Raw genomic sequence first — 26,006 nt, 5'->3', positions numbered from 1 at the left:
CGGTCCGGGGGGCCTCGGGACCACGGGATGCGTCCGATGCCGGTGGCCGACGGGCCGCACCGGCCAGGGACGAGCCCGTGCCGACGCCCTGGGCGGGTGACTGAGCGGCAAACCCGTCCGAGCCCCCGCCCCCGGCGACGAACCCTCGCGCCGGCAGATGGGAGCGCCCGTATGCTGGCCGTGTACCGCCTGTCGAGGGCACACCGGGACCGCCGGGCGGGCGAGGAGGTGAAGGGGAATGAGTGTCGCCGCCGATCACACCGGTCCCTGGACCGTCGCCGACGTCCTGGCCCTCCCCGAAGACCGCACGACCCGCTACGAGCTGCTGGGGGAGTCGCTCGTGATGTCCCCCGCCCCCGGCGTCCGCCACCAGCGGGCCTCGTTCCGCCTCCACGTCGCCCTGGACGCGGCCGCCCGGGCCGCCGGCGCACCGGTGGAGATCCTCGAAGGCGTCAACGTCGTCCTGCCCTCCGGGCTGGTCGTGCCCGACCTGGTCGTGGCCGACGCCGGTGCGACCGCCGACGACCCCGTCACCATCGACATCGACGCGGTCCGGCTCGTCGTCGAACTCGTCTCCCCCGGCAACCGCACCATGGACCGCAAGATCAAGCCCATGCTGTACGCGGAAGCCGCCGTCCCGCACTTCTGGCGCCTGGAGCTCGACCCGGCTCCGATGCTCGCCGTCCACGAACTGGAAGGCGGCCGGTACGTGGAGCGGGCGATCGCTCTCGCGGGCGTGACCACCCACTTGGACGCCCCGTTCCCCGTGGCCATCGATCCGGCCGGACTCTCCCGGCAGTAGACGCCGTCCGACGGCGACACCGACGGCGACCGGCCCGTCTCCGCGACCCCACGCCTCGCACGCGACCCGCCCCTCCCGTGCCCGGACGCCCCGGACGGCAGGTTTCCCTCCCCGTACACGCGCTTGACAACCCGCTTCGGACAGCGGGCGCGAGGCATACCCTGGACATGAGGTGGTGCCGATGTCCGCAGGATTGGCCGACAACGTCAAGAGGCTCCGGCGCGTGCGGGGATGGAGCCAAGAGCAGTTGGCCGAAGAGGCCGACCTGTCGGTGAGCACGGTACGGAAGCTGGAGCAAGGCGGTCACGTCTCCATGGAGACGCTCGCCGCTCTCGCGACCGCGTTCGGCGTTTCCACGTCGGCGCTGTTCGCCAGCGAGGCGCCCAAACCCCAGCTCGGCCCGCAGGATGAACAGAACCGGCGGAACCTGGCCGAGCTGAGGCGCGCGCTCATGCCTCCCGTCGGGCTCGCGGCCCTCGCCCCGGAGCCCGGTGAGACCGTCGAGCCGTCCGCCGTCCGGCGACGCGTCAAGGACGGCCACGCGCTGTATCAGGCCGACCGCTACAGCTCTGTCGCCCGCAAACTCCCCGCCCTCCTACGTGACTCCGAAGCGGCCGTCGTCGCTCTTCACGGCGTGGAGAAACAGCACGCCATGATCGCTCGCGCTCACGCACTGCTGCTCACCGGGAAGTACCTCACCCAGGTGCGGCAGTACGACATGGCGTACTTCGCGCTCGCCGAGGCGATCCGCCTCGCTCGTGAGACCGGACAGACTCGGCTGGCGGCAACGGGAGTCGTCGGTCTGTGCTGGCTGTTGTTGCGTCAGGACCGCTTCGACGAGAGTGAGCAGCTCGCCGCACAGACGGCGGGGGAGGTCGAGCCCCGCATGTCCCGGGCGACTCCCGAGCAACTCGCCCTGTGGGGCGAGTTGTGGCTCCGGGTGGCTGCCGCCGCCCGGCGCAACAGCCGACCGGACGAAGCCGAGCACGCCCGCCGCATGGTGGCCACCGCCGGGGGCGCGATGGCGCGCGAACACACGGACTTCCCCACGCATTGGAGTGCCTTCGGCCCGGTGACCGCCGCGGCCAAAGCCGTTGAGGACCTCGCCCTCGCAGGCGACGCACGGGGGGTTCTCCGCAAGGCCGAGGAAGGACCGCTGAGTCCCAAAGGCATCAAGAACCTGGGGCGGCTGAGCACGAACAACTGGGGCCGTCATCGGCTGGACGTCGCACGGGCACACGCACAGCTGGGGTCCCACCAGGACGCCATGGACGAGCTGACGGGCTTGCGCGAGGAGGCCGGCGAGTGGCTGCTGCATCAGCCGATCGCGCGCCGAGTGATGGAGGACATCCTCAAGAAGCGCAAGCGGACGTTGACCCAGGAGATGCGCGAGATGGCGTCGTACCTGGGAGTAACCGGATAACTACCACGAGGCGCGGTACTTCGCGGTCCGAACCCGGCGAATTGCCACGGACCGTGTATGGCGGCACGTTTCCCTGGTTTCGTACGGTCGGCATGTCCTGATGGCCCGCTACGGAAGTGGGACGCGCTGGCCACCTGTCTCCCTCAGGGGCGCCAGTGGTGCCGCTTGCTTCACGGGCTGGCGGCCACTGACCGGTTCGCTGGCGCTTCCCCGGCGAGCGCATCAGGAGCCTGATCACAAAAGAGGTGCCCCGGCGGCGGCCAGGCCCCGGGGCGCGGCCGACGCTGAAGAGGAGCGCCGACATGCGCAAGGGTATCGAAAAGCTCTTTAGGGTGATTCTTCCTGCTTCCGGGAAACGGCGGACGCCATCCGTCCCGGAAGCAGCCCTCCGCCTCCGTCTTTTCCGCACGACCCGTCCCGCGGCCTGGCGCGTGCCCATGGGCGACGACTCGGCCGTAGCCCTGGTCCGGCCGTACGTCGTCGCCCACGAACGCCGCGTAGAACGCGAACGGCGTCTTCGGCGCCGTGCCGGGCTGGTGTGGGCGCCGAAGGGCGTCGCCCTCTCGGAGGTGGCCGCGTGAGGACCCGCCCCCGCCTTCTGCCGTGGTCCGAGGACGGCAAGCGTGTCTACCTCCACACCGGTGACCCGGACAGTCTCCTGTCCAGGCTGGCCGACGAGATGGAGGAGGCCCAGTTGCGCATCGGCGGCCAGGTGTTCGGAGCCGCCCGGGACCTGCTGGCCGACCCGGAGGCGTCGCTGCCGGAACTCCGCTACGCGGCGGCGCGGTTGAGCGAGTGCCTGTACGACGCCCTCCGCGTCGCGGAGTCGCGCGGTGGACGTCTGGCGGACGCCGAGGGCAAGGGCGGCGAGGATGAGGATGACGAGGACGATGAAGACGAAGGCGAAGACGAAGACGAAGAGGAGCATGGCGAGGACGCCGAGGCGGCCCGCGGCACTACGTCCGCGTCCTGACCCCGAGGACGTCGGGCATCGCCCGGGTGGCCGGGCCGGGGGCGAAGCGGCTCCACGCCAGGTGTCCGGTGCGATGCGGCCCGTCGGCCACCGGGATCAGGGCGGTCCAGGGGTCCGCTGTGGCCCGAGGGGCGGATGAACGCCGGCATCACCAGGACGTGCTCCTCGTGGCCGGGCACCACGGTCTCCACGCGGAGACGGCGTTCAACGCGGTCGCCGTGTCGCTGTAGCCGCCGTGGTTCCCGTGGTTCCCGGTGGCCCTGGAGCGGGTGCGTACGGCCGGACGTCACTGGTTGTCCATGGACTGTCAACCCTGCCCCCCTAGGGTCCGTGACCGCGCGACCCCGCCGGCGTCCGCCGGCGGGGCGGTCACGGACCCTCTGGAGTGAGAGTGGAACGTCGTACCCTCCTGCGTGCCGTCGCCCTCGGCGGCTCCTCCGCCGCCCTGGGCGGCACCCTGTGGCGCGGCGCCGCCTACGCGGCCCCGGCCCAGCCCGGCACCGGCCCCTACGGGCCGCTGGGCGCGCCGGACGCCAACGGCATCAGACTGCCGAGCGGGTTCACCAGCCGGGTCGTCGCCCGGTCCCGGCAGACGGTCCCCGGCACGTCGTACACCTGGCACGACGCCCCGGATGGCGGGGCCTGTTACGCCGACGGGACCGGCTGGATCTACGTGTCCAACTCGGAGATCAGCCCGGGCGGCGGGGCGGGCGCCGTGCGGTTCTCGTCGACGGGCGCGATCACCGGCGCGTACCGCATCCTCTCCGGCACCCGCACCAACTGCGCGGGCGGCAAGACCCCGTGGAACACCTGGCTCTCCTGCGAGGAGGTGGACCGCGGATACGTGTACGAGACCGACCCGTGGGGCGCGAAGGCGGCGGTGCGGCGGGACGCCATGGGGCGGTTCAAGCACGAGGCCGCGGCGGCCGACCCGGTCCGCAAGGTCGTCTACATGACGGAGGACGTCAGCGACGGCTGCTTCTACCGCTTCCGGCCCACGACCTGGGGCGATCTGTCCTCCGGCACGCTGGAGGTGCTGGTGGCGGGCAGCGGCACCACCAGCGGCCCCGTGAGCTGGGCCCGGGTGCCCGACCCGACCGGCGCCACCGCCACCCGCGACCAGGTCTCCGGCGCCAAGCGCTTCAACGGCGGCGAGGGCTGCTACTACGCGAACGACACCTGCTGGTTCACCACCAAGGGCGACAACCGCGTGTGGCAGTACAACGCCGCCGCCCAGACCATCGAGCTGGCCTACGACGACTCCCTGGTGCCGTCCGGCGCGGCCCCGCTGTCGGGGGTCGACAACGTCACCGGGTCCGCCTCCGGCGATCTGTTCGTGGCCGAGGACGGCGGGAACATGGAGATCTGCGTGATCACCCCGGACGACGCGGTCGCCCCCTTCCTGCGGATCGACGGCCAGTCGGGGTCGGAGATCACCGGCCCGGCGTTCTCCCCGGACGGCACCCGGCTGTACTTCTCCAGCCAGCGGGGGACGAGCGGGAGTTCGTCGGGCGGGATCACCTACGAGGTGAAGGGGCCGTTCCGGTCGTGACGGCCCCGTGCCTCCAGGCGCGCGGCGGTCAGGCCGCCGCGCCGCCGTCCACCACCAGGTCCGCGCCCACGACCGACGCCGCGTCGTCCGACGCCAGGTAGAGGACCGCCGCGGCCACCTCGTCGAGCGTGGAGGCCCGGCCCAGCGGGGCCTCGGTCCGCATGCGCTCGGCGCGGTCGGCCTCCGTCTCGCCGGGCATGAGCGACATGGTGGTCTCGGTCGGGCCCGGGCTGACCGCGTTGATGCGGACGCCGTCCGCGATGTGGTCCAGGGCCGCGCCCCGGGTCAGGGCGGACACGGCCGCCTTGCCGGCGACATAGGCGGTGGCCCCGGGCAGGCGCCGGTGCGCGCCGAGGTTGGAGGCGATGTTGACGATGGCGCCGCCGCCGGGCTGGGTGCGCATCCGGCGCACCTCGGCCCGCAGGGCGAGGAACACGCCGGTCACGTTGGTGTCGAACATCCGGCGCCAGGCGTCCTCGTCGACGTCCGCGACCGGTCCGCCGCCCTCGAAGACGCCCGCGTTGTTCACCGCCACGTCGAGCGAGCCGAAGCGGTCCACGGCGGTGGCGACGAGCGCCTCCATGTCGTCGGAGCGGCTGACGTCGGCGGTGACGGCGAGCGCCTTGCCGCCCGCCGCCTCGATGAGGGCCACGGTCTCGTCGAGCGGCTCGCGCCGCCGCCCGGCGACGACGACGTTCGCCCCCTCGGCGGCGAGCGCGCGGGCGACGGCCCGGCCGATGCCGGAGCCGGCGCCGGTGACGAGGGCGGTCCTGTCGGTGAAGCGGCTGGTCATGATCTCCCCTATTCTTGACCGAACGGTTCAGTATGAGGGCGCGAAAAACGCCCGTGAGGTGCCGTGGCTTCAGTCGAGCAGCGCCAGGGCCTGCTCCGCCGCGTCCCGCACCCGCGCCGGGTCCGCCGACGCCTTGCCGACGACCCGCAGGCCCTGCATCAGGACCAGCAGCATCCGGGCCAGGGCGAGCGGATCGCGGTCCTCGGGCAGCTCGCCCTGTGCCTGGGCGCGGACCAGGGCCGAGTGCAGCAGCGTCTCGACGCTGTCCCAGCTCTGCTGGACGCGGCGGGCGACGGCCGGGTCGTGCGGTGCCAGTTCGGAGGCCGTGTTGGTGACGAAACAGCCGGACGTGCGGCTCGGCTCGGCCGCCGCCTCGGCGGCGAAGCGCCGCACGGCCCGCCGTACGGCGGGCAGGGCGGGTCCGGGCTGCGACAGCTCCCGCAGCACCTGCGGGCCGTGCGTCTGCTGGTACCGCTCCAGCGCCTTCAGGTACAGCTCGCGCTTGTTGCCGAAGGTCGCGTAGAGGCTGGCGCGCCCGATGCCGAGGTGCTCGACGAGGTCGGACATCGACGTCGCCTCGTAGCCGCGCCGCCAGAACAGCTCCAGGGCTGACTGCAGCGCGGCGTCCGGGTCGAATTCCTTGGTCCTGGCCACGCGGAGCAGCCTAGGGGTATCTGAAACGATCGGTCAATAATTTTCGGTGGTGTCTCGCGATGCGGTGGTGTCTCACAGTGCGGCGGCGTATCGCGGTTCGCTGGTGTCTCGCAGGGAGGCGGCGTCTCGCGGTGCGGCGGCGTCGCTACGAGGCGCGTACCTCGTACGTCGCCACCCGTACCGTCTCGTCGTCCAGGCACTGCCCGGTGGTCAGGTCGAAGCGTTGCTTGAGCAGTGGGGAGGCAACGAACGGGCGGCCCTGGTGGGTGCCGGTCAGGCCGCGGGAGAGGACCGCCGCGCCGGTGAACGGGTCGCGGTTGTCGAGGGCGTAGAGCGTGCCGTTCCGGTCGCGGAACAGGGCCGCCTGGCGGCCGTCGGGCAGCAGGGCCGCCACCCCGCGGCCGGGGAGCAGGGCGCTCAGGTCGCAGGCCGTGAACCAGCCGTCGGCAAGGCGCAGCCGGACCTTGAGATCGGTCGTCTCGGGGGCCAGGGTCATCGCGGGGCGCTTCCTTCCAGGACGTCCTCGGCGGGCCGTACGCCGAGGGACAGCAGCGGCAGGTCGGGCTTGATCTGGTCGCGTTCGGGGACGAAGGAGACCACCGGGTCGGGCGTGTCCGGCGCGTTGACGAAGGACACGAACCGGGCGAGCTTGTCGGGGTCGTTGACGGTCTGGGCCCACTCGTCGCGGTAGTGGGCCACGTGGGCCGCCATCAGGGACTCCAGCTCGTCGCAGATGCCGAGCGAGTCGTGCACGACGACGTCCCGTACGTGGTCCAGGCCGCCGGGGATGCGCTCCAGCCAGGTGGAGGTGCGCTCCAGGCGGTCGGCGGTGCGGATGTAGAACATCAGGAACCGGTCGATCAGGCGGACCAGTTCGGCGTCGGAGAGGTCCTGCGCGAGCAGGTCGGCGTGGCGCGGGGTGGCGCCGCCGTTGCCGCCGACGTACAGGTTCCAGCCGTTGGCCGTGGCGATCACGCCGAAGTCCTTCGACTGGGCCTCGGCGCACTCGCGGGCGCAGCCGGAGACGGCGGACTTCAGCTTGTGCGGCGCCCTCAGGCCCCGGTAGCGCAGCTCCAGGTCGATCGCCATGCGGACGGAGTCCTGGACGCCGTAGCGGCACCAGGTCTGCCCCACGCAGGACTTCACCGTGCGCAGCGCCTTGCCGTAGGCGTGGCCGGACTCGAAGCCGGCGTCGACCAGGCGGGCCCAGATCAGGGGGAGCTGTTCGACGCGGGCGCCGAACATGTCGATGCGCTGGCCGCCGGTGATCTTCGTGTAGAGGCCGAAGTCGCGGGCGATCTCGCCGATCACGATGAGCTTCTCCGGGGCGATCTCGCCGCCGGGGATGCGGGGGACGACCGAGTACGAGCCGTTCTTCTGGAGGTTGGCGAGGAAGTGGTCGTTGGTGTCCTGAAGGGCCGCCTGCTCGCCGTCCAGGACGTAGCCGCTCGCGCCGATCGCGGGGGCGAGGGAGGCGATGATCGAGGCGACGGCCGGCTTGCAGGTCTCGCAGCCCTCGCCGCCGCGGGCGCCCTCGCGGCCGTAGCGGTCCAGCAGCTCCCGGTAGGAGGTCAGGCGCAGGGCGAGGACGATCTCGTACAGCTCCTCGCGGGTCTGCGCGAAGCAGCCGCACAGGCCCTTGTCGACCTCGACGCCGCTCGCCTCCAGCTCGGCGGTGACGAGCTGGCCCAGCACCTTGACGCAGCTGCCGCAGCCCGTGCCCGCCCGGGTGCACTTCTTCACCTCGGGGACGGTGGTGCACGCGTGGTCGGTGACCGCGCCGCGGATGGTGCCCTTGGTGACGTTGTGGCAGGAGCAGACGACCGCCTCGTCGGGGAGGGCGGAGGGGCCGAGCTGGGCCGGGCCGCCGGCGGTGGCGGGCAGGACCAGGGACTCGGGGGAGACGGGCGGGACGGAGCCGGTCAGCGCGCGCAGGGTGCCGTACGCCTCCGCGTCGCCGATCAGGATGCCGCCCAGCAGCGTGCCGTCGCGGCCGACGACCAGCTTCTTGTACAGGCCCGCGCGGGAGTCGGAGTAGACGACGTCGAGGCAGTCCTCGGTGGTGCCGTGGGCGTCGCCGAAGGACGCCACGTCCACGCCGAGGAGTTTGAGCTTGGTGGACAGGTCGGCGCCGGTGAAGGCGGCCTCCTCGGCGGCGATCGTCGCGGCGGCCGTCTCGGCCTGCTCGTAGCCGGGGGCGACCAGGCCGTACACCCGGCCGTCCGCCGCCAGCGCGCACTCGCCGATCGCGAACACGTGCGGGTCGGTGACGCTGCGGCACCGCTCGTCGACGGTGACGCCGCCGCGCTCGCCGACGGCCAGGCCGCAGTCGCGGGCGAGCTGGTCGCGGGGGCGGACACCGGCGGAGAACACCACCATGTCCACGGCCAGTTCGCCGCCGTCGGACAGCTTCATGCCGGTGACCGAGCCGTCCGGGCCGGTCACGACCTCCTGCGTGCCGGTGCCGGTGTGGACGGTCAGGCCCATCTCCTCGATGGTGCGCAGCAGGGCCGCGCCGCCGCCCTCGTCGACCTGCACCGGCATCAGGCGCGGCGCGAACTCCACGATGTGCGTGTCCAGTCCCAGGCCCTTGAGGGCACCGGCGGCCTCCAGGCCGAGGAGTCCGCCGCCGACCACCGCGCCCGTCGCCGCCCGCGTCTTTGCGTACTCCTCGATGGCGAGCAGGTCCTCGATCGTGCGGTAGACGAAGCAGCCGGCGGCGTCCTTGCCCGGGACCGGCGGGACGAAGGGGTAGGAGCCGGTGGCCAGGACGAGGACGTCGTAGCCGACGACCAGGCCCGAGCGGGCCGTCACCTTCCGCGCCTCGCGGTCGACGGCCACCGCCGGGTCGCCGACGTGCAGCTCGATGCCGTGCTCCGCGAGGAAGGCCGGGTCGGCCAGGGAGAGGTCCTCGGGCGTGCGGCCCGAGAAGTACGAGGTGAGCTGTACGCGGTCGTAGGCGGGGCGCGGCTCCTCGCACAGCACGACCACGCGGTGCGTGGCGGTCAGGCCGCGCTCGGCGAGCGCTTCGAGGAAGCGCTGGCCGACCATGCCGTGGCCGACGAGCACGATCGTGGGGGTGCCCCCCGGGGTGGCGGTCATCAGGAGCCTCCGTCGTTGGTGAGCAGGTGGAGCAGGGGGCCGTCGTCGGGGAGCGGTTCCGCTCCCTCCCAGGCGCGGGCGAGCGCGCCCACGGTGCCGAGTTCGCCGACGAGGACCCCGCCGACCAGGCGGTCGTCGCGGACGACGACCTTGCGGTAGGTGCCGCGCGTGGCGTCGGTGAGCTGCACGACGTCGTCGCCGGGGCGGGCGTCGGTCTCGCCGAACGCGGCGAGGTCGAGGAAACCGGCGGGTGCGGTGCCGGTGGGGTCGGCGGTGGTGCCGGTGCCGGTCGGTCCGGAGCCGCCGGGTTCGGTGCCGGCGTACCCGGTGCCGGTCGGTCCGGAGCCGCCGGGTTCGGTGCCGGTGTACCCGGTGCCGGTCGGTCCGGTGCCGGTCGGTCCGGTGCCGGTCGGTCCGTCGGTGGGGCTGCCGGTGCCGGCGTGTCCGGTCAGGGTGAGCCGGGTCAGGGAGCGGGTGCCGGTGTAGCGGGCGGCGGTGTTCCCGGCCAGCAGCTCGGCCAGGACGCCGGCCTGTTCGAGCGCGGGGGCGGCGAGCCCGTACAGCGTGCCCGCGTGCTGGGCGCAGTCGCCGACGGCGTGGATGTGCGGATCGGACGTACGCAGCTCGTCGTCGACGAGGACGCCCTGGCGGACGGCGAGCCCCGCGTCCCGGGCGAGCCCCACGCGCGGGCGGACCCCGCAGGCCAGGACCACCAGGTCGGCGTCGAGGGCGTACCCGTCGGCCAGCTCCACCGAGCGCACCGCCCCGCCCGCGCAGCGCACGTCCCGCACCCGGCACTCGGTGTGCACCTCGACGCCGAGGCCGGACAGATGGCGCCGCACCAGCCGCGAGGCGACCGGGTCGAGCTGGCGTTCCATCAGGCGCTCGGCCTGCTGGGCGAGGACGACCTGCGCGCCCCGCACGGCCAGCGCGCGGGCGGCGGACACCCCGAGGAGCCCGCCGCCGATGACGACCGCCCGCACCCCCGGCCGTACCGCCTTCGACAGGCCCAGGCAGTCGTCCAGGGTGCGGAACGCGTGCACGCCCTCGGGCAGCTCGCGGTCCGGGGTGAACAGGCCCCGCAGCGGCGGCAGCACGGGGTTGGAGCCGGTGGCGAGCACCAGCGTGCCGTAGGCGATCCGGGAGCCGTCGGCGCAGGTGACGGTCCGCGCGGCCCGGTCGATCCCGGTCACCCGGGCGCGGACCGGCTCCGCGGGCGCCGGAAGCGTGATCACCTCGGGGCCGTAGCGTCCGGCCAGCACCTCGGCGAGCAGCACCCGGTTGTAAGGGGGGTGCTCCTCGTCGCCGATCAGCAGCGCGGGCGTGCCGAGCTCACCGAGCCGCCGGGCGAGCGTCACGCCCGCGAGGCCGGCGCCGATCACCACCACACGCGTAGTCGAGGTCATGGCACCGAGCGTGCGGCGCCGGTGTTACCCGGCGGCATCACGTCTGTTTCCCGGGGGGAACGCTGCCCTCAGCGGGGGAGGGGGGTGGGTGTGAGGGGGCGCCGCCGGGTCTCCGGCCGCGCCCCGCGCCCCGAACCTCAGAAGACCCTCAGGCCGATGGACGCTCCCCGCGTCCGCTCCATAGGGTCGCGATCATGCCCGACATATCGCTGACCATGGTGGTCCTCCTGTGTCTCGCGGCCCTCGCGGCCGGCTGGATCGACGCCGTGGTCGGCGGCGGCGGACTCCTGCTGCTGCCGGTCCTCCTCCTCGGCCTGCCCGCGGGCACCCCGGCCGCGCACGCGCTCGGCACCAACAAGGCGGTCGCCATCGTCGGCACCACGGGCGCGGCGGTGACCTACGCGCGCAAGGCCCCGGTGGACGTCCGCACCGCCGTACGGATCGGCCTGGCCGCGCTGGCCGGTTCGTCGGCCGGGGCGTTCTTCGCAGCCGGCATGAGCACGGACGTCCTCAAGCCGGTGATCATGGTGGTACTGCTCGGGGTCGCGGCCTTCGTGATCCTGCGCCCCGCCTTCGGCACGGCCCCCGCGGGCGGCCCGGCCACCCGCCGCCAGATCCTCGCCGCGATCGGCCTGGCCGGCCTCGGCATCGGCTTCTACGACGGTTTCATCGGCCCCGGCACCGGCACGTTCCTCGTCCTGGCGCTCACCGCCCTGCTCCACCTCGACCTGGTCACCGCCTCCGCCACCGCCAAGATCGTCAACTGCTGCACCAACGCGGGCGCGCTCGCGATGTTCGCCTGGCAGGGCGCGGTGCTGTGGCAACTGGCCGCGCTGATGGCCATCTTCAACCTCGCGGGCGGCACGCTGGGCGCCCGCACGGCGCTGAAGAAGGGCAGCCGCTTCGTCCGGATCGTGCTGCTGACGGTCGTGTTCGCGCTGGTGGCGAACCTGGCGTACGAGCAGTGGCTGGCCTAGAGGGCCGCGCTCCGCCCACGGCCCGACCGCGAAGGCGAGGGCGGAGGCCCGGGGCCGGAGACCGGGCCGTGGCGCCGCAGCCTGGCTGCGGCAGGCCCTGTCCTGATGGGGACATGGCCTTTTCGAGCCACCGCCGGACTCTTCTCGCGCCCGGCTCCATGACGAAGACTGTCTCCAGCGGAACAGCGGCCGGACCGGACCGGACCGCGAGCCGGACCGGACCGCGAGCCGGACCGGATCGGAATGCGGACCGGGTCGGAATGCGGACCGGGTCGGAATGCGGACCGGGTCGGAATGCGGACCGGGTCGGATCGGACCGGAATGCGGCCCGGCTCCCGGCCGGTCCCCGCTCCGGTCACTGGACACCCCTCGTTCCGCCTGCCCGAGAACGCCATCGCATGGCATGCCCATGCCATATCCCCTTCCCGGAAAGCGAGCCCTTCGTGAAGACCCTCAGCCCTTCCCGCCCCACCGGTCCTGCGGCCGTCACCGCGCCCCCGGGCGCCGGCGGCGCCCCTGGCCCGTCCGGCTGGGGCGCCTTCGGCGGCTGTGCCGCCGCGCTGTCCGACGGCGGCACGCACACCGGAACCGTCGACTGATGCGCGCTCTCGCCACACCGACCCGCCGCGCCGTCCTGCTCGGGGCCCTCGGGATCGGCGCGACCGCGGCCGTGCACGCCGTGGGCTCCGGCGACGCGGCCGCGGCGGAACTGCCGCCCCTGCTCGTGGGTGACCAGAAGGCGCGCCGGGTGCTTCTGCTCGATTCCGGGACGACCGCGTGGAACCCGTCCACGGACCCCGCCCCGGTCCGCTGGGAGTTCACCCCCGAGGGCGACAGCCGGTACGCCGACCTGAACCCGGGCCGCAGCTGGACGTATGTCAGCGAGGTCAAGTCCCGCACCTGGCAGGGGAAGCCCTACCTCCTCACCACCGCGTCCTTCGGCTTCGCCGCCGTCGTCGAATACCCCGGCAAAAGGCGGCACTGGGCCGCCCAGGTGGCGGACGTGCCCGGTACGGACGATCTCAACCCGCACAGCATCGAGCTGCTCCCCAACGGCAACGTCGCGGTGGCCGTCAGCGGGGGCGACGCCGTCCGCCTGTACGCGGCCTCGCAGTCCCCGGGCTCCACCGCGTTCACCAGCGTCCCGCTCGCCTCCGCCCACGGAGTGCACTGGGACACCGCCTCGGGGCTGCTCTGGGCCGTCGGCGCGCGGCAGCTGGTCGCCTACTCCCTCAGCGGAACGGCGGCCGGGCAGACCCTCGTGCAGTCCTACGCGATCGACCTGCCCGAGCTGCTCCCCGGGAAGACCCCGGGCGGTCACGACCTCAACGCCGTGGCGGGTGAGCCGGACCTGTTCTGGGTCTCGACCACCGCCGGGCTGTTGCAGTACTCCAAGTCCCGCCGGCAGTTCGCGCCGTACCTCACCTCCTCCTGCCCCGGAACGCTCGGGAACGTCAAGGCCGTGAGCAACGTCGGCCGTGCCGTCGCCCTCACCGCCCCAGATGGCGGACTGGAGAAGACCTGGTGGACCCGGTCCGTGCGTGTGGACAACGGTTCCGTGTCCGCCCACACCCTCGGCGGTGGCACCCACGGGGGCATCTACAAGGCCAGATGGTGGCAGCCGTGAGAACCGCGCAGCCGCGGCGGGCGCGGACCGGCGCGTCCCGCTCCGGCGCGAGGGCCTTGGAGAGAGCGCGCAGCGCGCAGCGCTCCGCACGCAAAAGCCACAGCGCGCCGGTACGAGCCGCGGAGCGGTGCGACCACACCCCCGGTGTGCCACCGCACGCGTCGGCCCCGGCAGGCGCACCAGTTCCACGGCCACGGACCGGACGAACCTGCCGGGCAACCTCTGGTACGCACTGTGGGACAAGAAGGACACCACCACCGCGGACTGGCCCTGGGACCCCATGCTGTACACCGACCACAGCCGTGGCCACCAGTACATGGTCAATGGTCAACAGCGAGGAGACGCGCGGCGGATACACCATCACCGTCGACCGCAACGCCTGGGACGCACCGGTCGCCATCGTCGGGTGAGAGGCGTTCCGCGGCCGGCCGGGACGCCCGCCGCGAGGCGGCCGGCGGCGCCGGGGACCCGGCGGTTCCCGCGGTCCGCCGGGCTCAGCGGCTGCCCGTCAGATGGGCGAAGACGACGACGTTCCCCTGGTAGCCGGTGGCGCGTGACCAGCCGCCGCCGCACGTGATCACCCGCAGTTCGGGCCGCCGCGCCGCCCCGTAGACCTTCTCGTCGGGGAAGTCCCGCGCGTCGTACACCTCGACCGCGTCCACGGTGAACACCGCCACGCCGCCGTCGCGCCGGTCCACCTCGATCCGGCTGCCCTTGCGCAGGGCGCCGAGGCGGTAGAACACGGCGGGACCGTCGGCGTTGTCGACGTGCCCGGCGACGATCGCGGTGCCCGTCTCGCCGGGCGTGGTGCCGGCCTCGTACCACCCGGCGAGGTTCTTCTTCCCGGCGGGCGGCACCTCCAGGCTGCCGGTGCGGGTCAGGCCCAGGCCCGTCAGCGGGGCGTCTACGCGGATCGCCGGGATGCGGATGCGGTCGGGCGGGGAGGGCGGCAGCGCCGTCGCGGCCGGGGGTTCGCCGGTCCGTCCGGCACCGGGCCCGCCGGTCGTCCCGGCGCCCGTCTCACCGGCCGTCCCGGTCCCCCCGGTCCCCGCCTCGCCGGTCCCTCCGGTCCCCGCCTCGCCGGTCGTCCCGGTGCCGGCCTGGGCGGCCGACGGCTGCGGGGGCGGGTGGCTCTCGGCGCCGCTGGCCAGCAGCCACGCGCCGGCGCAGAGGGCGGTCGCGGTGACGGCCGCTATGGCGGTGTTGCCGACCCTGCGCATGACGCCCCCTTCTCTTCGGGCTCCCGGGCTCCCGGGCTCCCGGGCTCCGGGCTTCCGGGCTCCGGGCTTCCGGGCCCCGGATCCCCGGGCTCCCGGGCCTCTCGGACCTCCTGGCCTCCTCGTGTTCATCGGGCCGTCGCGGGCCCTTCGGGCCTCGGGCCCCGGACCCCCTCCGGGCCGCGAGGGGCGGTCGGACCCGGAGGGGGAGGGGAGTGCGGTACCGGCGGACGGACAGCGGAGGGTGTCCGTCAGATCCCGTCGCCTCTCGCCCGGCGATGCAGGAGCCAGGTACCGCCCGCGGCGGCGACGGCGAGTGCCGCCACGCCGGCCGCGGTCCGTACGGGGTCGGGGCCCAACGCGCCGCCGACCCCCGTCTTCACGCTTCCCCGGGGATGCACCTGCGCGCCCGGGGACGTCAGCGTGACCACCAGGTCGCCCGTCACCCGCCGGCCGCCCTCGGCGCACGTGGCGGCGATCTCGTACGTCCCCGGCTGCGCGCTCGGCGGCACCCGGAACTCCCCGATCGCCTCGCCGTCGTGCGCGCTCGGCGCCAGCGTGAAGGCGCCGGCGCCCACCGCGCTGGCGTCCCCCGCCGCCGTGCCGCCGTCACCGCACGCCGCCGTGTTCACCGTCGCCCGGCCGCCCGGCACCACCGAAGACGGATACACCTTCAGGTCTCCGCTCCCGCCCCTGCCTCCGCCCCCGCCCTCGTCCCCGTACGCGGGCGCGGCGACCAGGCCCGCGGCGGCGACGGCGAGCGCGGTACCGGTCAGCAGGCGGGCGGTACGTCGCATCGATGCTCCTTGAGCGTCTCGGTGGCCCCTGTCCCTTCGAGGTAAGTGGCACCGGCCCCGGTCCGCTTCCTGAGGGTGCGTCAGAAATGAGGTGAACGGGTGGCGGCCCGGCCCGGCCCATGCCTTGCCCCGGCGCCGTTTCGGCAGGTCACCGGGGCGGGGCGGGTGCCTTGTGGGCGGTCCGCGGAAGAGAACCCGAAGGGCGCAGGGCGCGCGTGTGAACGGGTGACCGGAAATCCGTGACGGCCTGCCCCGGTTCACCACTTGACCTCAACCAAGGTTGAGGTCCGAGGGTGTGAGGCATGAACACCACAAGCACCCTGTCCCCCGAGAACACCGTGACCGCACCGCTCCGCGTGGCCCTGATCGTCGGCAGCAACCGCCACGGCCGCTTCGGCCCCGTCGTCGCCGACTGGCTGCTCGGCCGGCTCCGCGACCGCGAGGACCTGATCCCCGAGGTCGTCGACGTCGCGGAGGTGGACCTGCCCACGACCTTCGCCCCGGCGCCGGAGGCGAGGGCCGCGCTCGCGGAGGTCACTCCGAAGCTGGCCCGCGCCGACGCGTTCGTCGTCCTCACGCCCGAGTACAACCACTCGTTCCCGGCGGGCCTGAAGAACCTCATCGACTGGCACTACACCGAGTGGCGCGCCAAGCCCGTCGCGCTGGTCTCCTACGGCGGTCTGGCCGGTGGTCTGCGCGCCGCGGAGCACCTGCGCCAGGTCTTCGCCGAACTCCACGCCGTCACCATCCGCGACACCGTCTCCTTCCACAACGCGGGCGCGTCCTTCGACGACGACGGCCGCCTCAAGGACCCCTCGGGCCCGGACGCGGCGGCGAAGGTGATGCTCGACCAGCTGGTGTGGTGGGGGACGGCGCTGCGGGAGGCGAAGGAGCGGCGGCCGTACGACGGGGCGTGACCGGCGGGCCGGGGCAGGCGGGCCGGGGCAGGCGGGCCGGGGCAGGCGCCCGTGACGGAGCGCCGGCCCCGGCGGGCGTACTGCCCGGCGTCCACTATCCGACGTTCACCGCGCTCCACGCCGCCGCCACCGCGGCCCGCTCGGCGCTGTCCGCGCCGTACAGGTCCCGGGCGGCGTTCAGCGTCGCCGTCCGGGCGCCCGCGTAGTCGGTGGAGGAGGTCATGTAGACGGTGAGCGCCCGGTACCAGATCCGGCCGAGCCCGTCCCGGCCGATGCCGGTCACCGCCGACCCGTCGCAAGTGGTGGAGGAGTGGCGGACGCCGCCGACGGTCCTGGTGCCGCTGCCCTCGGCGAGCAGGTAGGCGAAGTGGTTGGCGACGCCGGACGAGTAGTGCACGTCGAGGTCGCCCACCGAACCGCTCCAGCAGTCGGCCGACTTGCCGTCCTCGGACGGCCGGTCCATGCGGCGCAGGGCGTCCCGGCCGAAGCCGGGGCGGACGACCTTCTCGCCGATCAGCCAGTCGCCGGGGTCGGCGGAGCTGGCCGCGTGGAACTCCACCAGCGTGCCGAAGATGTCGCTTGTCGCCTCGTTCAGCCCGCCGGACTCCCCGGAGTACGCCAGCGCCGCCGTCGACTGCGTCACCCCGTGTGCCATCTCGTGCCCGGCGACGTCCAGCGACACCAGCGGGCCGAACGTCGTCCCGTCCCCGTCGCCGTACGTCATGCAGAAGCAGCCGTCGTCCCAGAAGGCGTTGTTGTAACCGCTGCCGTAGTGCACCCGGTTGTACGAGCCCTTGCCGTCACCGGCGATGCCGCGGCGCCCGTGGACGTCCTCGAAGTAGTCCCAGGTGACGTCGGTGCCGTACTGCGCGTCCACCGCCGCCGACGCCCGGTCGGCCGCCGTGCCCGTGCCCCAGTGGTTGTCGGCGTCGGTGAACACCGTCGAGGGCGCGCGGCCGAGGCAGATCCCGAGCACGCACAGGTCGGTCCGGCCCGCCGCGTCCCCGGTGTACGTGTTCCCGCGCGTCGGGTCCTCGAGCCGGTACGACGACCCGGCCGCCGTCGTCTCCAGCGGCACCGTGCCGCCGTACAGCGACCGGCCCTCGCCCGACACCGACGCGATCCGCTCCCAGGCGTCGATCCGCGCTCCGGAGCGGGCGTCGGTCAGCACCGTGTGCGCGACCGGGTTGCCCCGGGCGTCCAGCGCCACGGCGTCCGTGCGCCAGGCCAGCTTCGGGGCGCCGTGCAGGGCGTCGACCACCAGCCGGGGCCGGGCCGTCAGCCGGCTCAGCGCCCGGCCCGGGTTGGCCGCCCGCAGGACGCGCGAGGCGAGGTAGGCGGCCTTCGGCGCGGGCAGCGCGGGGGTGACCGACGGCAGGGAGACCGGCGCCTCGGTCGCGCGGTCGGCGCCGCGGTAGCCGCCGCCGGGCGCCAGGTGGACCACGAAGTCGCCGCCGAGGACGGGGAGTCCGCGGTAGGTGCGGTCGTAACGGACGTGCTGGGCGCCGTCCGGGTCGACCACCACGTCCCGGACCACGGTCCGCTGACCGGGCGTCAGCCCCAGGCTCTCCGCGTGGTCCTCCACGGCCGCCGCGGCGTCCGCGATCGCGTCGGCACGGGTGGGCCGGTCCGCCGCGGCGGCAGTGGGGGCGAGGGCGGCGGCGAGGAGGATCGCGGTGGCGGCTGCCGTGCCGGCCAGGGCCGGACGGGAGCCGAGGACGTGCCGTATCCGGCTCATCGGTCTCCTTGGGGAGGGGGCGGCGCTGATGGTGGCTCAGTTTTACGGAGCCATGACATGTCATGTCCATAGCGTTCCTGTGGAGGTCGGGGGAGATCGTGAGGGGGAGGATGGGGAGAGGATGGAGGAGAGGACGGGGGGACAATCGCGTCGTGGAAGCGCTGGAACTCCCGTTCTTCGTCTACGGCACGCTCCGCCCCGGCGGGCCCTGCCACGCGCTGTTCCTGCGCGGCCGCACCCGCGCCGAGGAACCCGCGCGGCTCACGGGCGCGGTGCTGTACGAGGGGCCCGGCTATCCCTACGCCGTGGAGGAGCCCGGCGCCGGCCCGGTCCGCGGCGACCTCGTCACCGCCCGCCCGGAGGAGTACGCCGGGCTGCTCGCGGCCCTGGACCGGCTGGAGGGCTGCACGCCGGGCGACCCGCGCAACCTCTACGACCGCGTCGCCCGCGAGGTGACCCGCGAACGCGACGGCGCGGCCGTACGCGCCTGGGTGTACGTCGCAGCCCCGGCCGTCGCCGCCCGGCTGCGGGCCCGGGGCACGCCGATCGCGGGCGGGGAGTGGCGGCCCGGATGAGCCGCCGGCCCTCCGCCTTCCGCACGGCCTACGGCTCGACCGCCTCCACCCGCACCGCGCACGTCTTGAACTCCGGCATCCGCGAGGTCGGGTCCAGCGCCGGGTTGGTGAGGGTGTTGGCACGGCCCTCGCCCGGCCAGTGGAAGGGCATGAAGACGGTGTCGGGGCGGATGGCCCCGGTGATCCGCGCGGGCGCCACGGCCCGGCCGCGCCGGGACACCACGGCCACCGGGTCGCCCTCGGCCGCGCCCAGCCGGGCCGCCAGCCGCGGGTGCAGCTCCACGAACGGGCCGGGCGCGGCGGCGTTCAGCTCGGCCACCCGCCGGGTCTGGGCGCCGGACTGGTACTGCGCCACCACCCGCCCGGTGGTCAGCAGCAGCGGGTACTCGTCGTCCGGCTCCTCCGCGGCCGGCCGGTGCGCGACGGGCACGAACCGGGCCCGGCCGTCCTCGGTGGCGAACCGGTCGAGGAAGAGCCGGGGCGTACCCGGGTGCACGGCCTCGACGGCGCCCTCGCGGGCCGGATCGTCCGGGGGCGTGTCGAGTCCGGTGTCTTTGCGGGCCGGGGCGTCCAGGACCGCGCCGAGTCCGGTGTCTTTGCGGGCCGGGGCGTCCAGGACCGCGCCGAGTCCGGTGTCTTTGCGGGCCGGATCGTCCGGGGGCGTGTCGAGTCCGGTGTCCTCGCGGCTCGGGTCGTCCGGGGTCACGTCGAGCCCGGCGTCCTCACCGTCGGCCTCCGCGAGCGCCGCGCCGAGTCCGGCGCCCTCGCCCCTGATCCTGCCCCTGCCCCCGTCCCCGTCCTCGCCTCCGTCCCTGTCCTCGCCTCCGTCCCTGTCCCCGCCTCCGTCTCCGGCCCCGTCCCCGTCCCCGTCCGCCGACGGTGCCGCCGGGCACGGCCAGAACACCCCGTTCTCCTCCGCCAGCCTGCGATAGGTGATCCCGGAGTAGTCGGCGGGGCCGCCCGCGCTCGCCCGGCGCAGTTCCTCGAAGACCTCCTCCGGGTCGGCCGGGAAGCCCTTCTCCACGCCGAGGCGGCCGGCCAGTTCGTGCAGCACCTCCAAGTCGCTGCGGACCCCGTCCGGCGGCGTGACGGCCCGCCGTCGCAGCAGCACCCGGCCCTCCAGGCTGGTCGTGGTCCCGGTCTCCTCCGCCCACTGGGTCACCGGCAGTACGACGTCCGCGAGCGCCGCCGTCTCCGACAGGACGACGTCGCACACGGCGAGGAAGTCCAGCGACCGGATCCGCTCCTCCACGTGCGCGGCGCGCGGCGCCGACACCACCGGGTTGGAGCCCATCAGCAGCAGCGCGCGGATGTCGGTGCCGAGGGCGTCGAGCAGCTCGTAGGCGCTGCGGCCCGGCCCCGGCAGGCTGTCCGGGTCCACCCCCCACACCCCGGCCACGTGCCGCCGCGCCGCCGGATCGGTCAGCTTGCGGTAGCCGGGCAACTGGTCGGCCTTCTGCCCGTGTTCGCGCCCGCCCTGCCCGTTGCCCTGCCCGGTCAGGCAGCCGTACCCCGACAGGGGCCGCCCGGCCCGCCCGGTCGCCAGGCACAGGTTGATCCACGCGCCCACCGTGTCCGTGCCCTTGGACTGCTGCTCGGGCCCGCGCGCGGTGAGCACCATGGCCGCCTCCGGCGCGCAGAACAGCCGTACCGCCTCCCGCAGCTGCGGAACGGACACCCCCGTGATCCGCTCCACGTACTCCGGCCAGTGCGCCATCGCCGCCGCCCGCGCCTCCTCCCAGCCCACCGTGCGCTCGCGCACGTACGCCTCGTCCACCCGCCCCTCGGCCACCACCAGGTGCAGCAGGCCCAGCGCCAGCGCCAGGTCGGTCCCCGGCCGGGGCGCCAGGTGCAGATCGGCCTGCTCGGCGGTCTTCGTGCGGCGCGGATCGACGACGATCAGAGTGCCGCCGTTGGCACGGAGCTCGCTGAAGTACCGCAGCGCGGGCGGCATGGTCTCCGCCAGGTTGGACCCGACGAGGATCACGCAGCCCGTCCTCGGGATGTCCTCCAGCGGGAACGGCAGCCCCCGGTCGAGCCCGAACGCCTTCGTGCCGGCCGCCGCCGCCGACGACATGCAGAACCGGCCGTTGTAGTCGATCTGCGAGGTGCCGAGCACCACCCGCGCGAACTTGCCCAGCGCGTACGCCTTCTCGTTGGTCAGCCCGCCCCCGCCGAACACGCCGACCGCGTCCGGCCCGTGCCCGGCACGCGCGCGCGTGAGGCCCGCCGCGACCCGGTCCAGCGCCTCCTCCCAGGAGGCGGGCACCAGCGCGCCGTCCCCGGACCGCACCAGCGGAGAGGTCAGCCGCACCCGCGACGAGAGCACCTGCGGCGCCGTACGCCCCTTGCCGCACAGCGCCCCCCGGTTCACCGGGAAGTCCGCGCGCTCGCTCACCTCCACCGTCCCGTCGGCGGCGGGCGTCAGATTCATCCCGCACTGCAGGGCGCAGTACGGGCAGTGCGTGGGCGTCGGCGCGGAGTTCTGCATGCCGCCAGCGTCCGACGGGCGTGTTACGTGCCCGGACGGCTCCCTGTTACACCACCGGGACGGTGACCTCCCCGCGGCCGGGACCCCGCCGTGAGGCGCCCGTCACCGCTCGCTCTCCAGCGCCCGCGCCACGCCCGGCTCCCGCGGCCCGAGGTAGGTGGGGTCCGGCTCGAACACCGCGTCCAGCAGCGCCTTGCCCGCCGCCAGGACCTCCCGCGCGCCGCCGTAGTACCAGGTGACGTCGTGCCTGTCGTCGACCCCGACGCCGTACGACGCCACCCCCGCCTCCTGGCACAGCGCCACCGCCCGCCGGATGTGGAAGCCCTGGCTGATCGGCACCGCCCGGTCCACGCCGAAGACCTTCTTCGCGCGGACGCAGGAGTCCCAGGTGTCGAAGCCCGCGTAGTCGCCGACGATCCGCTCCGCGGGCACGCCGTGCCGGGTCAGGTAGGCGCGCATCGCGTCCGGCTCGTCGTAGTCGTCGCGGCTGTTGTCGCCGGTGACGAGGACCACCTCGATGCGGCCCGCGCGATACAGCTGTGCCGCCGCGTCCAGACGGCGCGCCAGGTACGGCGACGGCTCGCCCTCCCACAGGCCGGCGCCGAAGACGACGGCGACCTCGGTGCGGGGCACGTCGGCGGTGGTGTGCAGCCGGCCGTCCGTCACCAGGCGCAGCCAGGTCGCCGGGAGCAGCGCCAGCACACAGCAGGCCACGACCGCCTGCACCAGCCGCCGCCGCCCCGCACGGGTGCGCGGCAGCCGCGGCCCGCGCATCCTCCCACGGCGCATGGCACCGCCCCCTCCCCGATCCGCCGTCCGATCGTCACAGACGCCGGGACCGGCGGAACGGTTCGCTCCCCAACACGTGACCTGCCCCACCGCACCCACCACCGCACAGCACTCCATCACCGCACCCGCGCCCCATCACCGCACCGCGCCCCACCCGGTGGCGCCTCACACACCCCCTCGCCCGCCCCGTGAACGGCCGGAAAAGCCCCGACACGCCCGCGCAACGGGGAGGCAACGTCCCACCGCCACCATCGGTGCATGACGGCGCACCCCATGAACCGGACCAGCCACCGCACCAGCCACCGCACCAGCCACCGCACCCGCCGAACCGGCGACCGGACCGACCGGACCGGCACCCACCCCACCCTCCACCCCGCTCCCCACCCCGCCCGTCCCGCGCTGGTCCTCGTCGCGCACGGCAGCCGCGACCCGCGCGCCCTGAGCACCGTCCGCACCCTCCTGGACCGGGTCCGCGACCTGCGCCCCACACTGCCGGTGCACCTGGGCCACATCGAACTGAACGAGCCCCTGCTCCCCGCCACCCTCGCCACCCTCGCCGCCCGCGGTGACACGGACGCGGTCCTGGTGCCGCTGCTGCTCGGCCGTGGTTACCACGTCAAGCGGGACATCCCCGAGATGGCGGCGGCAGCACCGGTACGCGCGCGCGTGGCCGCCCCGCTCGGCCCGCACCCGCTGCTCGTGGAGACCCTGTACGCCCGGCTCGTCGAGGCCGGCTGGCGCGCGCCCGTGGACGAGGCCGAACGCCGGGCGAGCGCCGTCGTGCTGGCCGCGGCCGGCTCCCGGGACCCCGACTCGGCCGCCGACACCCGCCGCACCGCCCGCCTCCTCGCCGAACGCCTCGGCGTCCCCGTGACCCCGGCGTACGCCTCCGCGGCGACCCCCACGGTCCGTACCGCCGTCCGGGCCCTGACCGCCCGGGGCCGCCACCGCACAGCGGTGGCGTCCTACTTCACGGCCCCGGGCCGCTTCGCGACGGAGTGCGCGCGAGCGGCGCCCGGGACGGCGGCGGAACCCCTGGGGGCGCACCCGGCGATGGCGCGCCTGATCCTGCACCGGTACGACCGGGCATGCGAAGCGGACGGCGCGCGCGACGCCGCCTGAGAAAAGCCGGAGACGGAACTCACCGGAGACTGAACGCAACCGGAGACGGAACTCACCGAAGACGGAGCGCAACGGAAACAGAACTCACCGAAGACGGAACTCACCGAAGACGGAACTCACCGAAGGCAGAACTCACCGAAGACGGAACTCACCGAAGGCAGAACTCACCGAAGACGGAACTCGCCGAAGAGGGAACCCGCCCGCCCGGAACCGGAACCCGGCGGACGAGAAGGCACCCGATTGTCACCCCCGCCGCTTACTGTCGGACCATGGCACCCGCACCTCCCGCCGGCTACGACCCCGCGTCAGTGGAGCGCTGGGCCCCCGAGCCCGACAAGCGCCCCGGCCGCACCGCCTTCCAGCGCGACCGCGCCCGCGTGCTGCACTCCGCGGCCCTGCGCCGCCTGGCCGGCAAGACGCAGGTGGTCACCCCGGGCACCAGGGGCCCCGCCTGGGACGCCAGCCCCCGCACCCGCCTGACCCACTCCCTCGAATGCGCCCAGGTCGGCCGGGAGCTCGGCGCCGCCCTCGGCTGCGACCCGGATCTGGTGGAGGCCGCCTGCCTCTCCCACGACCTGGGCCATCCGCCCTTCGGCCACAACGGCGAGGAGGCGCTGAACGAGTTCGCACACGACTGCGGCGGCTTCGAGGGCAACGCCCAGTCGCTGCGCCTGCTCACCCGCATCGAGCCCAAGCGGTTCGTCACCGGCCCGGACGGCGGCGATCCCGTCAGCGTCGGCCTGAACCTCACCCGCGCCGCCCTCGACGCCGCCGCCAAGTACCCCTGGCCCCGCGGCGCCCACCCCACGGATCCGGCCTCGCCGAAGTTCGGCGTCTACGACGACGACCGGCCCGTCTTCGACTGGGTCCGCGAGGGCGCCCCCGCGACCCGCGCCTGCTTCGAGGCGCAGGTCATGGACTGGTCCGACGACGTGGCCTACTCGGTGCACGACGTCGAGGACGGCCTGCACGCCGGCCACATCGACCCCAACTGCCTGCTCGCCGACCCCGAGCGGCAGGCGGTCTTCGAGGTCGCGATCGGCCGGTACGTCCCGGCCGGCACCGACCCGGAGGAGCTCGCCGCCGCCCTCGACCGGCTCCTGGACCAGGAGTGGTGGCCGCACGGCTACGACGGCTCGGCCGTCGCCCAGGCCCGCCTGAAGGACGCCACCAGCCAGCTCATCGGCCGCTTCTGCCTGGCCGCCGAGGGCGCCACGCGCCAGGAGTACGGGGGCGGCCGGCTCACCCGGTACGGCGCCGAACTGGTCGTCCCGCGCGGGACCCGCATGGAGTGCGCGGTCCTCAAGGCGGTCGCCGACCGGTACGTGATGCAGCGCGACGAGCAGACCCGGCTCCGCGCCGACCAGCGGATCGTCGTCGCCGAACTGGCCGAGGCGCTCACCGTCCGCGCCCCCGACGGACTGGACCCCCAGTTCCGCACCCTGTTCGACCGGGCCGGTGACGACCGTGCCCGCAAACGGGTGATCGTCGACCAGATCGCCTCCCTCACCGACACCTCCGCCCGCTCGCTTCACGCCCGTCTGACGGGGCATCCGTGACACTGGCGGGAGCCGAGCGACCCGAGTGACGCGAGCGCCCCCGAACGTGACCGAGCGTGGCCTGATCGGGCCACTCCCTCTTCCCGCATCACGCTCCGTGCGGGACGCTCGCAGGGGCGGCACCTGACGAGGAGGCAGACAAGTGGTGGACGCGGACCAGACATTCGTCATCGTCGGAGGCGGCCTGGCCGGCGCGAAGGCGGCCGAGACGCTCCGCGCGGAGGGCTTCACCGGGCGGGTGATACTGATCTGCGACGAGCGCGACCACCCCTACGAGCGGCCCCCGCTGTCCAAGGGCTACCTGCTCGGCAAGGAGGAACGCGACAGCGTCTTCGTCCACGAGCCCGCCTGGTACGCGCGCCACGACATCGAGCTCCACCTGGAGCAGACCGTCGACGCCATCGACCGCGCCGCGCGCACGGTCCGCTTCGGCGAGGACGGCAGCGTCGTCCGCTACGACAAGCTGCTGCTGGCGACCGGCGCCGAACCCCGCCGTCTCGACGTCCCCGGCACCGGCCTGGCGGGCGTGCACCACCTGCGCCGCCTCGCGCACGCCGAGCGCCTCAGGAGCGCCCTGACCGCGCTGGGCCGGGACAACGGCCACCTGGTGATCGCGGGCGCCGGCTGGATCGGCCTGGAGGTCGCCGCCGCGGCCCGCGAGTACGGCGCCGAGGTCACCGTCATCGAACCCGAGCCGACCCCGCTGCACGGCGTCCTCGGCCCCGAGCTGGGCGAGCTCTTCACCGAGCTGCACCGCGAGCACGGCGTCCGCTTCCACTTCGGCGCCCGGCTCACCGAGATCGTCGGCCAGGACGGCGCGGTCCTGGCCGCCCGCACCGACGACGGCGAGGAGCACCCCGCGCACAGCGTGCTCGCCGCGATCGGCGCCGCCCCGCGCACCGCCCTCGCCGAGGCGGCCGGCCTGGAGATCGCCGGCCCCGAGCACGGCGGCGGCATCGCCGTCGACGAACGGCTGCGCACCTCCGACCCCGACATCCACGCCGCCGGCGACGTCGCCTCCTTCCCGCACGCCCTCTTCGGCACCCGGCTGCGCGTGGAGCACTGGGCCAACGCCCTCAACGGCGGCCCGGCGGCGGCCCGCGCCATGCTCGGCCGGGACGTCGTCCACGACCGCGTGCCCTACTTCTTCTCCGACCAGTACGACCTGGGCATGGAGTACTCGGGCTGGGCGCCCCCGGGCACGTACGACCAGGTGGTGATCCGGGGGGACGCGGGCAAGCGCGAGTTCCTCGCGTTCTGGGTGAAGGAGGGCCGGGTGCTGGCCGGGATGAACGTGAACGTGTGGGACGTCACAGACACCGTCCAGCGGCTGATCCGCTCGCGGGCGCAGGTGGACACGGAGGCCCTGGCGGACCCGCACGTCCCCCTCGACGGCCTGGTCCCGTGAACCGCCGGGACCCGGCCCGGACCGCCCGGAGCCGCCCGCGAGCCCCCGGGAACCGCACGCAAGCCCTCGGGAGCCGTCCGGAGC

Annotated in this window: 23 protein-coding genes and 2 pseudogenes; 14 read left to right on the top strand and 11 right to left on the bottom strand. The window is 74.3% G+C overall.

Going from position 1 to position 26,006, the window contains the following annotated elements; translation table 11 throughout:
• Nucleotides 1–238 precede the first annotated feature (238 nt).
• The 4 genes from ABZ340_RS00830 to ABZ340_RS00815 all read left to right on the top strand — a co-directional run bounded on the left by ABZ340_RS00830 (nucleotide 239) and on the right by ABZ340_RS00815 (nucleotide 3,198).
• Nucleotides 239–802 carry a Uma2 family endonuclease gene (locus ABZ340_RS00830; protein ID WP_358779562.1) on the top strand — a complete coding sequence of 188 codons (564 nt, stop codon included), beginning with the start codon at nucleotides 239–241 and terminating at the stop codon, nucleotides 800–802.
• Between the two features lie 181 nt (nucleotides 803–983).
• Nucleotides 984–2,225 carry a helix-turn-helix transcriptional regulator gene (locus ABZ340_RS00825; RefSeq protein ID WP_358779643.1) on the top strand — a complete coding sequence of 414 codons (1,242 nt, stop codon included), beginning with the start codon at nucleotides 984–986 and terminating at the stop codon, nucleotides 2,223–2,225.
• A gap of 437 nt (nucleotides 2,226–2,662) precedes the next feature.
• Nucleotides 2,663–2,806, top strand: coding sequence for a hypothetical protein (locus ABZ340_RS00820; protein ID WP_358779561.1), 144 nt, complete (start codon nucleotides 2,663–2,665; stop codon nucleotides 2,804–2,806).
• On the top strand, nucleotides 2,803–3,198 hold the full coding sequence (locus tag ABZ340_RS00815) for a hypothetical protein (RefSeq protein WP_358779560.1): 396 nt from the start codon (nucleotides 2,803–2,805) through the stop codon (nucleotides 3,196–3,198). The genes ABZ340_RS00820 and ABZ340_RS00815 overlap by 4 nt, the downstream gene beginning before the upstream one ends.
• Here ABZ340_RS00815 and ABZ340_RS00810 read toward each other — a convergent pair.
• A pseudogene (locus tag ABZ340_RS00810) lies at nucleotides 3,182–3,328 on the bottom strand (LysR family transcriptional regulator); the annotation flags it as partial. The gene ABZ340_RS00815 and the pseudogene ABZ340_RS00810 overlap by 17 nt on opposite strands.
• A gap of 261 nt (nucleotides 3,329–3,589) precedes the next feature.
• On the opposite strand from ABZ340_RS00810, the gene ABZ340_RS00805 reads away from it, so the two are divergent.
• Entirely contained in the window at nucleotides 3,590–4,750 is a 1,161-nt protein-coding gene (locus ABZ340_RS00805) for an alkaline phosphatase PhoX (protein ID WP_358779559.1), read from the top strand.
• 28 nt (nucleotides 4,751–4,778) lie between these two features.
• Here ABZ340_RS00805 and ABZ340_RS00800 read toward each other — a convergent pair whose 3' ends face one another.
• From ABZ340_RS00800 to ABZ340_RS00780, 5 genes are all read right to left on the bottom strand, one after another.
• Entirely contained in the window at nucleotides 4,779–5,543 is a 765-nt protein-coding gene (locus ABZ340_RS00800; RefSeq protein ID WP_358779558.1) for an SDR family oxidoreductase, read from the bottom strand.
• A gap of 69 nt (nucleotides 5,544–5,612) precedes the next feature.
• Nucleotides 5,613–6,197: a TetR/AcrR family transcriptional regulator gene (locus tag ABZ340_RS00795; protein ID WP_358779557.1), complete on the bottom strand. Its 585-nt coding sequence runs from the start codon at nucleotides 6,195–6,197 to the stop codon at nucleotides 5,613–5,615.
• Nucleotides 6,198–6,342: 145 nt separating this feature from the next.
• On the bottom strand, nucleotides 6,343–6,693 hold the full coding sequence (gene nirD / locus ABZ340_RS00790) for a nitrite reductase small subunit NirD (RefSeq protein ID WP_358779556.1): 351 nt from the start codon (nucleotides 6,691–6,693) through the stop codon (nucleotides 6,343–6,345).
• Nucleotides 6,690–9,299: a nitrite reductase large subunit NirB gene (nirB, locus tag ABZ340_RS00785; RefSeq protein WP_358779555.1), complete on the bottom strand. Its 2,610-nt coding sequence runs from the start codon at nucleotides 9,297–9,299 to the stop codon at nucleotides 6,690–6,692. The genes nirD and nirB overlap by 4 nt, the downstream gene beginning before the upstream one ends.
• Nucleotides 9,299–10,705 (bottom strand): FAD-dependent oxidoreductase, encoded by a 1,407-nt coding sequence (locus ABZ340_RS00780; RefSeq protein WP_358779554.1) that lies wholly within the window; start codon nucleotides 10,703–10,705, stop codon nucleotides 9,299–9,301. Before ABZ340_RS00780 ends, nirB begins: the two co-directional genes overlap by 1 nt.
• Before the next feature lie 194 nt (nucleotides 10,706–10,899).
• Here ABZ340_RS00780 and ABZ340_RS00775 point away from each other — a divergent pair, with 194 nt between their 5' ends.
• The 4 genes and pseudogenes from ABZ340_RS00775 to ABZ340_RS00760 all read left to right on the top strand — a co-directional run.
• Nucleotides 10,900–11,682, top strand: coding sequence for a TSUP family transporter (locus tag ABZ340_RS00775; protein WP_358779553.1), 783 nt, complete (start codon nucleotides 10,900–10,902; stop codon nucleotides 11,680–11,682).
• Nucleotides 11,683–12,125: 443 nt separating this feature from the next.
• Nucleotides 12,126–12,281: a hypothetical protein gene (locus ABZ340_RS00770; RefSeq protein ID WP_358779552.1), complete on the top strand. Its 156-nt coding sequence runs from the start codon at nucleotides 12,126–12,128 to the stop codon at nucleotides 12,279–12,281.
• Nucleotides 12,281–13,309, top strand: coding sequence for a DUF6528 family protein (locus tag ABZ340_RS00765; protein WP_358779551.1), 1,029 nt, complete (start codon nucleotides 12,281–12,283; stop codon nucleotides 13,307–13,309). The genes ABZ340_RS00770 and ABZ340_RS00765 overlap by 1 nt, the downstream gene beginning before the upstream one ends.
• 184 nt (nucleotides 13,310–13,493) lie before the next feature.
• Nucleotides 13,494–13,719: pseudogene (locus ABZ340_RS00760) on the top strand (peptidoglycan-binding protein); the annotation flags it as partial.
• A gap of 84 nt (nucleotides 13,720–13,803) precedes the next feature.
• Here the strand turns inward: ABZ340_RS00760 and ABZ340_RS00755 are convergent.
• Together ABZ340_RS00755 and ABZ340_RS00750 are read right to left on the bottom strand one after the other, a co-directional pair.
• The gene (locus ABZ340_RS00755; protein ID WP_358779550.1) at nucleotides 13,804–14,529 is read right to left on the bottom strand and encodes a class F sortase; all 726 of its coding nucleotides are present in this window, start codon (nucleotides 14,527–14,529) and stop codon (nucleotides 13,804–13,806) included.
• Nucleotides 14,530–14,777: 248 nt separating this feature from the next.
• A complete protein-coding gene (locus ABZ340_RS00750) occupies nucleotides 14,778–15,323 on the bottom strand; it encodes a hypothetical protein (protein ID WP_358779549.1) in 546 nt (181 codons plus the stop codon).
• A 302-nt stretch (nucleotides 15,324–15,625) separates the two neighbouring features.
• Here ABZ340_RS00750 and ABZ340_RS00745 point away from each other — a divergent pair, with 302 nt between their 5' ends.
• Nucleotides 15,626–16,240: an NAD(P)H-dependent oxidoreductase gene (locus tag ABZ340_RS00745; RefSeq protein WP_358779548.1), complete on the top strand. Its 615-nt coding sequence runs from the start codon at nucleotides 15,626–15,628 to the stop codon at nucleotides 16,238–16,240.
• A 94-nt stretch (nucleotides 16,241–16,334) separates the two neighbouring features.
• Here ABZ340_RS00745 and ABZ340_RS00740 read toward each other — a convergent pair whose 3' ends face one another.
• Complete coding sequence (locus ABZ340_RS00740; protein WP_358779547.1) at nucleotides 16,335–17,978, bottom strand: M4 family metallopeptidase; 1,644 nt, start codon at nucleotides 17,976–17,978, stop codon at nucleotides 16,335–16,337.
• A 161-nt stretch (nucleotides 17,979–18,139) separates the two neighbouring features.
• On the opposite strand from ABZ340_RS00740, the gene ABZ340_RS00735 reads away from it, so the two are divergent.
• Entirely contained in the window at nucleotides 18,140–18,553 is a 414-nt protein-coding gene (locus tag ABZ340_RS00735) for a gamma-glutamylcyclotransferase family protein (RefSeq protein WP_358779642.1), read from the top strand.
• A gap of 28 nt (nucleotides 18,554–18,581) precedes the next feature.
• On the opposite strand, the gene ABZ340_RS00730 is transcribed toward ABZ340_RS00735, so the two are convergent.
• Complete coding sequence (locus tag ABZ340_RS00730; RefSeq protein ID WP_358779546.1) at nucleotides 18,582–21,044, bottom strand: molybdopterin oxidoreductase family protein; 2,463 nt, start codon at nucleotides 21,042–21,044, stop codon at nucleotides 18,582–18,584.
• 102 nt (nucleotides 21,045–21,146) lie between these two features.
• A complete protein-coding gene (locus ABZ340_RS00725; RefSeq protein ID WP_358779545.1) occupies nucleotides 21,147–21,833 on the bottom strand; it encodes an ElyC/SanA/YdcF family protein in 687 nt (228 codons plus the stop codon).
• 258 nt (nucleotides 21,834–22,091) lie between these two features.
• Between ABZ340_RS00725 and ABZ340_RS00720 the strand changes: the two genes are divergently transcribed.
• From ABZ340_RS00720 to ABZ340_RS00710, 3 genes are all read left to right on the top strand, one after another.
• Entirely contained in the window at nucleotides 22,092–22,955 is an 864-nt protein-coding gene (locus ABZ340_RS00720) for a sirohydrochlorin chelatase (protein ID WP_358779544.1), read from the top strand.
• Nucleotides 22,956–23,224: 269 nt separating this feature from the next.
• Nucleotides 23,225–24,514, top strand: coding sequence for a deoxyguanosinetriphosphate triphosphohydrolase (locus ABZ340_RS00715; RefSeq protein ID WP_358779543.1), 1,290 nt, complete (start codon nucleotides 23,225–23,227; stop codon nucleotides 24,512–24,514).
• A gap of 142 nt (nucleotides 24,515–24,656) precedes the next feature.
• A complete protein-coding gene (locus tag ABZ340_RS00710) occupies nucleotides 24,657–25,922 on the top strand; it encodes an FAD-dependent oxidoreductase (protein WP_358779542.1) in 1,266 nt (421 codons plus the stop codon).
• The last annotated feature ends 84 nt before the right edge of the window (nucleotides 25,923–26,006 follow it).

Source organism: Streptomyces sp. NPDC006134 (genome assembly GCF_040628835.1).
In the GTDB taxonomy this organism is placed as follows: Bacteria; Actinomycetota; Actinomycetes; order Streptomycetales; family Streptomycetaceae; genus Streptomyces.
The sequence above is the reverse complement of the archived record's forward strand: the minus strand, read 5'-3'. Positions and strand labels throughout refer to the sequence as shown.